Raw genomic sequence first — 12670 nt, forward strand, 5'->3', positions numbered from 1 at the left:
GCATGGCCTACACAGAACACCTCCGCGGCGTCAAACTGGGGATTCCCGCGTATCCTGATCCCTGTCGCCAGAAACACGAATCCGATTCTCATGACACGTATCTTCGCTATCTTACTTATGCTGAACCTAGCCCTAACGACCTCACCGCCCGACGTTCTCGGCGACGAGGGCATGTACCTGTTCAACGACCTGCCGACGAAGCTGCTAAAGGATCGGCACGGATTCGAGCCGTCGGCGGAATGGGCCGACCATTTGCGGCTCAGTTCGGTGCGTTTCAACAGCGGCGGCAGCGGCTCGTTCATCTCGTCCGACGGCTTGGTTTTGACCAACCACCACGTCGCCAGCGACACGTTGCACAAGTTGTCGACGCCCGAGCGAAATTTGATCGACGACGGTTTCTTAGCCAAAACGAAAGCCGACGAACTGAAGACACCCGATCTGGAATTGAACCAGTTGGTTTCGATCGAAGATGTGACCAACCGCATCAACGCGGGAGTCAAAACCGACGCTTCGGCCGAAGACGCGGCGACCCAGCGGCGCGCCGCGATCGCGAAGATCGAAAGTGAATCGACCGAATCGACGGGGCTGCGCAGTGACGTGGTCACACTGTTCGGCGGTGCCCAGTATCACCTGTACCGTTACAAAAAATACACCGACGTGCGGTTGGTTTGGGCGCCCGAAACCGAAGCCGCGTTTTTCGGCGGCGACGCCGACAACTTTGAATACCCGCGTTTCAACGTCGATGCGACGATCATGCGGGTCTACGAAAACGGGCAACCCGCCAAACTGGATCACTATTTGAAATGGAACCGTGATCCGATCACCGATGGCGAATTGGTGTTCGTCAGCGGCAACCCGGGCCGGACGCAACGTATCTTCACGGTCGCGGCGTTGGAATTTTTGCGAGACGACCGAATCCCCTATGTGCTGGAATATCTGCGTCGCAAAGAGATCCTGATGCAGCAATTCGGACTCGAGGGCAAAGAGCAAACACGGCGTGCTCGCGACGAATTGTTCGGTATCCAGAACGCGCGCAAGGCGTACACCGGAATGCTGGCGGGACTGCAAAACCCGCAAACAATGGCAACCAAGCGAGGCCGCGAAGATCGATTGCTGCAACAAGTCGGCGAACGAGACGAAATCAAAGGACTGGCGTCGGCTTGGAAAGAAGTCAACGAAATTCAGGCCGAGAAACGCGAGATGCTTTCGCAATCGGCATCACTACGAAGCACCCTGTTCGATCTGGCTCAACAGATCGCACTGTTGGCGGCCGAAGATAAGAAGCCGAACGAAGAACGGCTTCGCGGTTTCACCGATTCATCGCGAGACTCGTTGCTGCAAGAACTGTTAAGCACCGCGCCGATCTACACCGACTTAGAACAGGCCAAGCTGGCCGATGAATTGTCGCGAATGATCATCCAGCGCGGTGCCGACGACCGATTGGTGATCGAAATATTGGCCGGCCAGAGCCCAGGCGAACGGGCCGCATCGCTGGTCGCCGGTACGAAGCTGAACGATGTCGCTGTACGTCAAGCGTTGATCGACGGGGGGCTGAACGAAGTCCTCGATAGCGACGATCCGATGATCGAACTGGCACGGAAGATGGAATCCGAGTATCGGCGGATTCGAAAACGCAACGAAGAAATCGAAGAACGCGAACGCCAGGCCTACGCCAAAATCACCGAAGCAACGACCGCGATCGAAGGCACTGGCGGTTACCCCGACGCGACCTTCACGCTGCGATTGGCGTTCGGGACCGTGAAGGGATACGAAGAAGACGGAAATTCGATTCCGCCATTCACGAACTTTGCCGGTGCCTACGAACACGCCGCCCAACACGAAGGCCAAGCCGATTTCGATCTGCCCGCTTCGTGGATGAAGTCCAAGGGCCAAGTCGCCCTCGACACGCAGTTGAACTTCGTGTGCACCGCCGACATCATCGGCGGCAACAGCGGTTCGCCGGTTGTCAACCGCAACGGCGAATTGGTGGGGCTGATCTTTGACGGCAACATCCAAAGCCTGACCAGCGACTACATCTACAGCGACGTCCAAGGCCGCGCCGTCAGCGTCGCCGGAGTCGGCATCCTGGAATCACTGCGATCGATCTACGACGCCAAAGAACTGGCCGACCAAATCGGACGTTAAAACGTACCGAAACTCACTTCCACGCCGGTGCGACTTGCTCGGCGTTCCAGTGGCGCCAGGCTTGCGACAGTTCGCGAACCTTATCCGGCTCAGCCGCCGCAAGGTTCTTCGATTCGCCGATGTCGTCGGCCAGTTGGTAAAGCTGCCAATCGCCTTCACCTTGACGATCGAGTCGCCGCACGATTTTCCATGGTCCGATCCGAGTCGCGTGCCGATCGCCGACCCGCCAATGAATCGGGCGCGGGGCGAGTGCGACGCCCCTGGTCATCAGCGGCATCAGGTCGACACCGTCGATCGCGGGCTCCTGAGGCGAACCGGAACGATCACCAGAAACCGCAACCGCCGTCGCCATCAAATCCATCGACGTGACGGGATGCTCGATTACCCGTGGTGCAATCTTGCCCGGCCAGGAAACCATCATCGGCACCCGCACACCGCCTTCGTACAATTCACCCTTGCCACCGCGAAGGGGCGCGTTGCTGGACGTCAACTCTTTCGTGGGACCGCCATTGTCGCTCAAGAAAATCACCATTGTGTTTTCGCGAAGGCCGGCGTTTTCAATCTCGCCCATGATTTGTCCGATGCTGTCGTCCAAATGCCCCAACATCGCCGCAAAGATGCGGCGGTGGATGTCATCGATCGATGCGAACTTCTTCCTATAGTTTTCGTCGGCCTGCATCGGGCTGTGGACCGCGTTGTACGACAAGCACAAAAAGAACGGCTGGTCGGCATGACGCTTGATGAAGTCGATCGACTCATCCGCGAACGCGTCAGTCAAGTGTTTTTGAATCACGACCGGTTGGCTGGACCTCATCACCGGGTTGTCCGCATCGTAGGGCGGCTCGTTGTGTCCCATGTGATCGGTCCAAATCGTCTTGCCATCGCGGGAAACCCATCGCCCCGAATGACCGTCGGGCAATGCCTTGCGACGAAGCCACGTCGTGACATCATCGGCCGATGGTTCAACGAAAAAATGACCTTCGTGCAGGAACCCAAAGAACTCGTCGAAGCCGCGACGCTGGGGGTGAAACGGCGCCGTCCCGCCCAGATGCCATTTGCCAACCAATCCCGTCGCGTACCCGGCACCCCGCATCGCATCGGCGATCGTCGACTCGTTCGTCGGCAACCCGATGCCCGGATAAGCGTTCTTTGCGCCAATCGGATTAAATTCAAAACCGAACCGCGTTTGGTAGCGCCCCGTCATGATCGCCGCGCGCGATGCGGCACAAAACGGCGCGGTCACGTACCCGTCGGTGAACCGGGCGCCACCAACGGCCAGGGCGTCCAAGTGCGGCGTCGGGATCTCGGTACCGCCATAGCAACCCAGTTCGCCGTATCCCAAATCGTCGGCGATGATGAACAGTACATTGGGCCCGCTACTTTCGCCGGCTGCGTAGGCGACCTGAGTCAACGCGAACAAGCAAAAACCGAAGATCGAACCGAATGAACCTAAACTCATGGACGCTAACTTTTGGTCTCGAGGGAATCTCTCGTGGCTCGGCCGCACCGTCCCGGTGCTTAGCGTTAGCTTTGTGGATTCCATCCCGAAACGCAACTACCGCGTCCGACGTCCGTGGCCGTTCAACGGATCTGGTTCACGCCGACAGCCGCCGATGATGTTAGGAAGTTTTCCCGGCGTGACGTGGGAGTGCGGTCCGCGCTCGTCGTCGACGTCCAAATTGAAACCGTTGAGTGGGTTCTGCGTCCGGGCTAATCAGTTTTGCAACTTGGGCAGCAATCGTCGTGGATTGCTCCGCCGATCCGCCGCATGGAACACGTTGGATTGCGGAGCAATCCACGACAATCGGAACTACCCCGTTTCAAAAACTGATCGGCCCCGAGTTCGGCCTGTCGTCTTTTGCTATTCCCCATCCGCCCGGCAAGGCCGATCACCAAGGAATGCATTTTACACTCGTTAATCCAGGGCGTTTTCACGCACACGGGATACTTGTGATCGTGGTACGCAATCGGAGGACTCGGATCACCACAGCAGGCGAGCTCGTTGCAAGCTCAATCCAACTCACCTACGTTTTCACCAGAGGCACCAGCGAGATTTTTAACAACGAATGGGACATCCCCAACGCAAATCGATCGTGTCGAGAAGCCCCGGAATCGCCGTTTTTTCGTCTCGCTATTAGAACGTCGGTAAGTCCACACGAAACGAACCTCACCGGGTTAGAGTTCGATTTTCTATCACTCGCCCTCACTCGCGTCGGCTGCCTCTTCATCCTCTTGGATCATGCGTTCATAGTCGGCGATCGCTTTTGCGTCGGCATCGTCAGTAACCGCAGAAAGCTCTTCCGATCCTCCGCAGCCGGTCAAGGGAAGGATGCACGACATGCCCAGGATCGTTGCCATCGCAAATGAAACAGCGTTGAATCGTAAAAATAGTTTCGTCATGAATTGGCTCTGTGATTGAATCGTAAAAAGGGTTGATATGAAATTAGCGCAGGTGGCTCGCCAGAACCACCCACGCCGTAAAACTGTTCTATGAAGTAGTCATTCGATCAAGCGTCTAGATCTCTGTATCGATCACTTCGCTAGACGCACTCGTGCCAAGAGCTCCCCAAAGTCCATAGGGACTTTCCGCGCCAGCCTGATTATTGTTCGCGGCCGAACCGCTCGCGAGATTGACGACGGGGTTTCGCTGATTCCCAGCCTCGATCGAGTCCGTGATGAACTTAACTGCACCGTCACCCATCAGAACATGGACCCCGCCTTGATGGCGACTCGAAGTTGTCCCGGTAGTCGAAGACGTAGCACTATTGGCACACAGTTCACCGTTGGGAGGCAAAACCGTGTAACAAGCTCCGAAGTTGGGCAGGTAGTCTGCCCAGCGGTATCCACGGCCGTTGACGGCGGTAAGCGTCGTCGTGCCAGCGGCCCAAAATTTCGGACGAAGCGGATCGATCAAACCGACTGTATCACTGCAATGAGAAGGATTGTTTCGGAGTGTGTTTTCGTTAGGACCGTCCCAGCCGAGCGTCCGAACGTCGCGATCGCCTAAGTCCGTCGCGATCTCACCCGCAGCAATCGTGTTGGAGAGACCATCAAGACAGCTACGAAACCTTTTTTTATCGTGTGGCTTGAAAAAACCACGATTTTTCACCCGAGCATTCTGTGCGAAGGTGGAATTTTCTGGGTACGGAAGTGCATTCGCGCCGGTGCGCACATGAAGGCTGCCGTCGCGTCCACGGTCGTAGGAATCTCCCGCACAGGCGACATAGTTGGTTCTGCCCAGGGCCGGCAAACCGACTCCGGGATCGCTTGGGCAGCGAAACGCAGGAAGTTCAGTAGCCCAAGGGCGGTAGTTAATGTTTTGCGGCGTGGGACCCATCGCAGGGAACTGGTTACCAGCCCTGTCGTAAGGGTTTGAGATCTCCTCCCACAACCCTTGCTGCTCGATAAATGGCAGCAGCCCTACCAAAATGCTCAGCCGATGATTATTGCCTGTGCCGTGGGACTGCCAAATATCGCGTTTGATCGTCGGATGCGTCCCGGCACCGTGCAGCGGAAGCTGCTTGTACGCAGAGTGGTAATTGTGAATCGCGAGCCCGATCTGCTTAAAATTGTTGCTGCAGCTCATTCGACGAGCCGCCTCACGTGCCGCTTGGACCGCTGGCAAGAGAAGTCCGACCAGGACCCCAATAATGGCGATGACAACAAGCAGCTCGACAAGCGTGAAGCCACGCCCTGATCTAAATTTCCGCATCAGACACCTCAAAGAAAAATTTCCAAATACCAGACAGCCAACCGGCGTCTGGTCCCCAAGTAGTGCTTGGTTACCCAGCCATGGTAGCGTCTTTAGCAACCGTTCCCTATTGAAACCCAGGAACGCCTACAGTTTTCTTGGATAAAGAAATGGGTGACTTGGTAACTGAGATCAATATTACTGAGAGGAATATCACTGAGAGCTAAGGAGTTGTTTCCGTACAGATTCTAAGACGTGACGGTCATTGCAATCGACTCCGCATCCACCGAACATCCTCTCGTGGTCCGCACGCGCTAATCGCTCCGTGAACTTCCGGGGGTGGCGACCCGTGATGATCAGGGTCAAGCCTTTTCAAGTCCTCGAATGCCCGCCGCGGAGCTGGATCCGAACTGGTCGGTTTCGATGCCCATGTGCTGGGCCATCGCGACGAACAAATTTGCCAGCGGTGTGTTTCGGGCGGCATCGTGAGCGACATATTTTCCGTGTCGATAACCTCCGCCGGCCATGATGATGGGCAAATTATGCCAATCGTGGGCGCTGGCATTGCCAAGATTCGACCCAAACAGAACGGCCGTATGATCCAGCAGCGATCGGCCGGATTCGTCGATCGATCGCAGCTTCGATAGAAATTGCGCAAATACTTTGAACTCCGCTTGTTCGATCAGTTTCAATTCATCGATCTTCGCAGGATCCTTTCCGTGATGCGACAGCCCGTGCCAATCGCTGGCGACACCTTCGACCTTCGGCACCGAATTGAGCCCGCCCAATTCGAACGTGATCGTTCGCGTCGAATCGGTTTGCAGAGCCAATACGATCATGTCGTAGATCAACCGCTGCCTTTCGATCGCGTCGTTTTTGTCTTGAACGTCCTTCGGCGGATCGACGTCGACGTGCGGTTTGGGACGACGAACCCAGCCCTCACTTTGTTGCAGTCGCCGTTCAAGCTGGCGCACCGAATCGAGATACTCGCCCAACTTTTGACGATCGCGTTGGCCGAGCTTTCGCTCCAACGTTTCCGCTTTGCCACCAACGGTATCTAGGATGCTGCGTCCGCGCCGCAGGTTGCGAATTTCGGCTTCGATCTCTTTCGCATCTCCTTCGACGAACAGCGATTGGTACAGTTTTGCCGGCGACGCCACCGCCGGAATCGGAACTCCGCTGGGCGTCCACGACAACGAACGTCCCGACGTCGATAGTGCCAAGAATGGAAACCGCGTTTCCAGCCCGACCTGTGCCGCGATCATTTGGTCCAGTGATATCGAGTTGCGAAATCCGGCCAAGCCTGGTCGCATCGCAGACGTCAACCAAGTCATCTCCGACGCGTGTCCGTTATTGCCCTGCTGCTCGGGATGCGACAAACCGGAAAACAAAGTGAACTGATCACGATGCTCGGCCAACTGAGACAAATAGGGCGTCGAAGTCAGGTCTGCGTCATCGCGATCCGGAAACAAATGGGGGCCGTGAAAACCCAACCCCGCGCACATCGCCACGAAACGCTTCGGCGCGTTGTCTTTTGCATTGTCGGTCGTTGCACCGAGCGCCCGCCGTCCAACCGAGGGCCCCATCGCTTCTAGCAACGGCAAACCAACGAAGGCTGCGGCGGTGCCACGAAGGACCTGTCGTCGCGATAGAGGCCGTGATGGAATCAGCATCAATCCAACTCACTTTCGACGCATTGCGTCACTGGAAACCACCCACAAAATCATGTCGCCCACCCGATGCCCGCCCGATCGTGATCGGTCCACCAAGTCATCGATCATCGATCGATCGGCGAACCCCATTTCGCGGCCTGTGGCGAACGTCAACAACTTGGTGATCAACGATCGCGCCAGCGTATCATCGTCGCGGGCGATCATGTCGCGAAACTCAACGAAGTCCGTGAATCGGCGACCGTCAAGCAACTGGCCGCTGGCATCGACCGGCGGCCCCAAACGATACTGGACCTTTCGATTGTTGACTTGCTTGCTGATCCGATCGCCCGCACCCAAGCTGCGAAATCGCACGCGATAGCCACCGATCGGATTGAAATTTTCCAGCGCGAATCCCGGCGGATCAATCATCGCATGGCAATTGCGGCACGTGTCGGAGTCACGGTGCTTGTCCAACAATTCACGCAGCGTCGATGCACCGCGGATATCCGGTTCGACGCCGACGATGCCGGCCGGTGGCGGTGGCGGCGTCTGGCCCAAAATCCGGTGCATCACCCACACCCCGCGAACGATCGGCGAAGTGTTGGTGCCGTTGGCCGAAACTTTTAATACGCTCGCTTGCGTCATCAATCCGCCACGCACGCTGTCGGCCGGCAACCGCACGCGGCGCAGCTCGGGCGTATCGATGGTCTCCATTTCGCCCAAGCCAAATTGATAGTGCTTGGCCAGTCGATTGTTCAAGAACGCGATATCGCTTTTCACGACATGTCGGACCGGCAGGTTTTCGGAGAACATTGCATCCACAAACGCTCTGGTTTCCTTGATTGCCGAGTCTTGCAGAAACATGTCGTATTCGGGAAACAGTTTCTGGTCGGGGCTTGTCTGTTCCATATCACGCAGGTTCAACCAGGCGTCTGCAAAGTCGCTGATGAAGCGCCCGTGCCGCTCGTCCGCCATCAAACGCCTGGCGTGCCGCACGATCGCGTTTGGATCCGACGTCAACTCGCCCGCGTCGGCGGACGCCCGCAGCGCATCGTCGGGCGATGTGCGAGTCAAAAAATACGACAACCGCGCCGCTAATGCGTGGTCGTCAAGCAAACCGACCTTCTCGCTGAAATAAATAAAATCGGTCGAACAGAAGATCGCCGCGATCGCCGTCCGTAGCGATGACTCCACCGATTCGCCAACGGCCATCTCCGCTTCGAAGAGACTCACATACGAATCGAGTTGCGGTGCATCGATGGGTCTTCGAAACGCTCGTGTCGCGATTCGCTGCAACACGCGTCGGGCATCATCCGTCGGAGTCGCCGATTCGATCTGGAATTCCGGCCGGTTCCACTTTTTCGTTTTCGCCGACGGGTTGCTGGGCTCTTTTTCGCGACGGTCCAGTCCGCCGAAAACGAGCTCGTGTCCACGTCCGGGCCAATCGGCGATCATCGGACCTTCGACTTCGACATGGTTGATGGCCAGCCCCGGGCCCGGATAGCTGCGGACGCCCTGTTTGCGAATGTTGTATTCGTTCGTTGTCAGTCCCCAAGGCGTGATCTCGACCATGTAGCCCGGTTCCAACCAAACACGCATCTCAAACGTACTCGGCCGACCATCGGTGGACTCGATCGGCGGCAGCGATGCATACGTGTACGTCGGCTTGGTCGAACCCGGCTTAAAACTGGTGCCGCCCAATCGGAACGTGATCGGCCGGCGTGCTTGGTACGCATATCCCGTCACTCGCAAACGATACCAGCCCGCCACATCGACTTCGGTACCACGCAACATCCCAGTCGGATAACCGAAGTCCTGAAAGAAGACGACCGCACCGTCGTCGAGCTGCTTCCACACCTCGCCGATGTGCTTTTCGCCTTCGCGTGTTTCGACATAGGAAACACGAATCGACGTGCGTTCCGGCTGCGACGTCGTATCGGCGATCGCAGCGGTCAGCACCGCGTCGACGGCGGCCAGATAGCCCTGCAAATGAACCGGCGAGATCCCCAGGGCTTCGCCCACATTGTCGAATTCATGACTCAGTCCGTCTTCGGGCAACAGCCCGGTAAGATCCAAGTGAGTCCCGAACAAATCGTTCATCGTGTTTTGGTACTCGGCCCGATTCAGTCGTCGCATCACCGTTTGCGATTGCCGCCGACTGGCGGCCGTCAACGCGGGCTGGACGGCATCGACGAAGACAGCGATTTCGGACTCATCCAATGCACCGGCGTCGGCCGGTGGCATTTCGCCCGTTCGCACGCGATCGAAAATTCGCACCCACGTCCCCAGCGTTTGCGCGTCATCGAAGTTGTCATCGAAGTTGTCATCGACGAGCGACAAATCCAACCCGCCCTCGGTCACCGCTGCGGAGTGACAATCGGCGCAGTGGTCGGCAAAGAATTTGGATGCAACCGCCAACTCGCGATCATCGGCCGCGACCGTCGCTTGAATCGCTGTGAAAACGAAAACGAACAGAACCGCGAAACGCATCTAAAACTCCAAAACCATTTCGTCGGTTGCGAGCACTACTTTCGCATCGAGTCGTCGGCGAATCGATTCGACGTCCACCGGATCGTCGGAGCTCTCGATCGGGTTGATGTGAGTCAGCAGCAATGTCTTGGGATTCGACCGGGACGCGACGTCGACCACGCGGCTGGTCCAACTGTGACCGGTCTTCTTGGCCCAATCCGACGCATTGTCGCCGAAGTAGCATTCGTGCATCAATAAATCCGCGCCGTCGCTCCACACCGCATGCTCGTCGGACAAGTCGCCCGTCGTGTCGGTGGCATACACCAACCGCTTGGCTGGGCGATCACCGTCGGGTTTCCAGTCCAAACGGTACGCCACCGATCCGCCGGGATGATCTTGAGGACGCCACGCGACTTGGACATCGCGAATCGAGAACTCGCGTTTTTTGTCGATCGCGACCCACTCGGCCGACAATTGGGCGGGAAAAATCAGCTCGTGAAAGAGGTGGTTTCGGATTGCGTCGATTTTCGCTGCCTCGCCGTAGATCGTTAGCGAATCGAGCGGCCGCCCTCGCAACTTCTCGGCTTCGAACAGCACATCGAGCAAAAACGTCAATCCAAAGGTGTGATCCAAGTGTGCGTGGCTGAGCAGGACGTCCAGGTGATCGGTTTGGATCAGCGGCGCCAATCGAAACGCGCCGGTGCCACCGTCCAAGAGAATCCCGGATTCGGCAAGGAAGTAGCACGACGTATGCCGCGACGCATTGGGATGATAGCCGACAGTACCCAAACAATTCAGTCGCATCAAAAGGCACCTTGAACAAAACGATCGAATCGATCAGCAGCGACGGCTAGTGGATTCGAGCCCGCCTTGATTCGGCCAATCACATCGCTAGGGAGAATTCGCCCCCTTCGACCCGTCACCGGCGTCCCCAGTCTGACTGAAGCAGCCGACACACTCAATAACGATGGCGGGCAACAACGCCGCTTGTCAGAAAAAGGGTCACTCGATATCCTCCTTTTCTTCGATGATCAACGATCCACATGCGGATGTGGCGAAATTGGCAGACGCGCAAGATTCAGGTTCTTGTGCCCGCAAGGGCGTGGAGGTTCAAGTCCTCTCATCCGCACTACTCTACCGCGACAATGTTTCGCGGCGGCGATTTCGATGCCGGCGACGAACCACCATGCCAACGACCGCCGCCGAAGCCAGACACGACATCGCTAGGGTGCTCGGTTCGGGAACCGCGACGGCTGAAACCACGTAGTTCGCATACGTCTTTCCGCCCAGCGCATTGGTGATCGTGTCGCCGGTGTAGACCAAGTCGCCGCTCGCATTGGCCAACATTTCCGGCTCGGTGAACAAGCTAAAATTGTCGCCATATTCGCTGTTGAATGCGGTCATGAACAAATTGGCGAACATCCCGTTGACGATCGTGTTGGGGTGAATGCCGTCATGAGTGAACGCGTCGGGGGTGTCATCGGTGATCACGCCGGGCGGCAGGGGAAGTTGCAGATAGTCGCGAAAATCGACGCCCGCCGTGCCGTTCAAATCGATCTCGACGCCGCCGATTTCAAACGTTTCTTTGGGGTTCAGATTGTCGCCCCAAATGTCCTTGGTCATCGTGTACAAGTCGACGACGGGGACTCCAACATTTTGAGTCAGTTCGTCCGTCGCGTCGCGATTGTATTGGCCCATGACCGCGTCGATTCGCTCGCGTCCCAGTCCGACGGGGTACAAGAATTCCGTCAGCGGCGCGATCCCATACTCGGGTGCCGTCGCGACAACCACGTCAATCCCGGCGTTGCGAAGCGTCGTCGCCGCCAACGAGACTCGCGCGACCGCCGCCGAGGCAAAGGCATCGATTTCGGCGGTCGTCGCCAACCCAAAATAGATCGACTCGTAACTGCTTTGTGGAAGCGCCGTCACGGCCAGCGTGCTGGTGTTGTTCCCCACCGCTGCGGGAAACGGGAACAGGTCATTCGACCCGATCACGATCACAGCCTTTGCGACGCCCGCCGATGCCGCTTGGCTGGCCAAGTTGGTGTGCTGGTCGCTGCCGATCATCGATTCGGTCGTCGAACCCGCAAGCGCCCAGTTGTACTCGTACCCGGTCCCCCGAGTTCCGCCCCAATTGCCCGTCGGGCCCGCATCGATCTTGCCCGCGTCGACCATCAACTGGATCGCATTGCGCGAGTAGTCCAGCGAGATCCCCGAAAAGCCCGATTGGTCAAAATGCTCGTCAAGCAAACTGTCACCAACGGCGCCCATTTTCGGCGGCACGGCCTGACCCCACGTGCTGCCCGCACCAAAAAGCATCATGATCATGGCAGCGGAAACGATGTTGGCCACAGACGTTGGAAGTCGCATTCTGAATCCTCTCGATCGATGTCGCGGCAGATCGCACGCCGATTGCATGGACCTTGCCTCCCCAGCCCAAGAACCGCCGGAACAGCGATGCCGAAAGGGGGGTCATGGATCCTACCGGACGAGTAGCCGAATATCAAGCAATTCCAGCCTTTGGCTCGAAATAGCGAACCGGCCAGTGTTTTACCGCTGCACGAAAACACATGGCGTGTCCCCGAACAGGTGTCGTATCCGACGCGATCGCAATCGGAGAGCGTCGCAGGATGTCGGCGAAAACGGCGACAGGTTGATTAACGCATCTTGCTGAGTTTGCACCGGAATTGAAACCAAATCGTCGGTCGTAAAC

The 12670-nt window shown here is 57.4% G+C and carries 8 protein-coding genes and 1 tRNA gene; 2 read left to right on the forward strand and 7 right to left on the reverse strand.

What is annotated here, in order from left to right:
- Positions 1–117 precede the first annotated feature (117 nt).
- The gene (locus tag Poly51_RS02025; RefSeq protein WP_246114282.1) at positions 118–2145 is read left to right on the forward strand and encodes a S46 family peptidase; all 2028 of its coding nucleotides are present in this window, start codon (positions 118–120) and stop codon (positions 2143–2145) included.
- Positions 2146–2158: 13 nt separating this feature from the next.
- Here Poly51_RS02025 and Poly51_RS02030 read toward each other — a convergent pair whose 3' ends face one another.
- From Poly51_RS02030 to Poly51_RS02055, 6 genes are all read right to left on the reverse strand, one after another.
- The gene (locus Poly51_RS02030) at positions 2159–3604 is read right to left on the reverse strand and encodes a sulfatase (RefSeq protein ID WP_146453712.1); all 1446 of its coding nucleotides are present in this window, start codon (positions 3602–3604) and stop codon (positions 2159–2161) included.
- Between the two features lie 734 nt (positions 3605–4338).
- Positions 4339–4545 carry a hypothetical protein gene (locus tag Poly51_RS02035; protein ID WP_146453714.1) on the reverse strand — a complete coding sequence of 69 codons (207 nt, stop codon included), beginning with the start codon at positions 4543–4545 and terminating at the stop codon, positions 4339–4341.
- Between the two features lie 115 nt (positions 4546–4660).
- Positions 4661–5857 carry a DUF1559 domain-containing protein gene (locus Poly51_RS02040; protein ID WP_146453716.1) on the reverse strand — a complete coding sequence of 399 codons (1197 nt, stop codon included), beginning with the start codon at positions 5855–5857 and terminating at the stop codon, positions 4661–4663.
- 341 nt (positions 5858–6198) lie between these two features.
- Positions 6199–7509: a DUF1552 domain-containing protein gene (locus tag Poly51_RS02045; protein WP_146453718.1), complete on the reverse strand. Its 1311-nt coding sequence runs from the start codon at positions 7507–7509 to the stop codon at positions 6199–6201.
- A gap of 9 nt (positions 7510–7518) precedes the next feature.
- Entirely contained in the window at positions 7519–9978 is a 2460-nt protein-coding gene (locus Poly51_RS02050) for a DUF1592 domain-containing protein (RefSeq protein WP_146453721.1), read from the reverse strand.
- Positions 9979–10761 (reverse strand): MBL fold metallo-hydrolase, encoded by a 783-nt coding sequence (locus Poly51_RS02055; protein WP_146453723.1) that lies wholly within the window; start codon positions 10759–10761, stop codon positions 9979–9981.
- 241 nt (positions 10762–11002) lie between these two features.
- Here Poly51_RS02055 and Poly51_RS02060 point away from each other — a divergent pair.
- Positions 11003–11086, forward strand: a tRNA-Leu gene (locus tag Poly51_RS02060).
- Between the two features lie 5 nt (positions 11087–11091).
- On the opposite strand, the gene Poly51_RS02065 is transcribed toward Poly51_RS02060, so the two are convergent.
- A complete protein-coding gene (locus Poly51_RS02065) occupies positions 11092–12327 on the reverse strand; it encodes an SGNH/GDSL hydrolase family protein (protein ID WP_186775280.1) in 1236 nt (411 codons plus the stop codon).
- Between the last annotated feature and the right edge of the window lie 343 nt (positions 12328–12670).

Origin of the sequence: Rubripirellula tenax (assembly GCF_007860125.1) — a bacterium.
GTDB lineage: Bacteria > Planctomycetota > Planctomycetia > Pirellulales > Pirellulaceae > Rubripirellula > Rubripirellula tenax.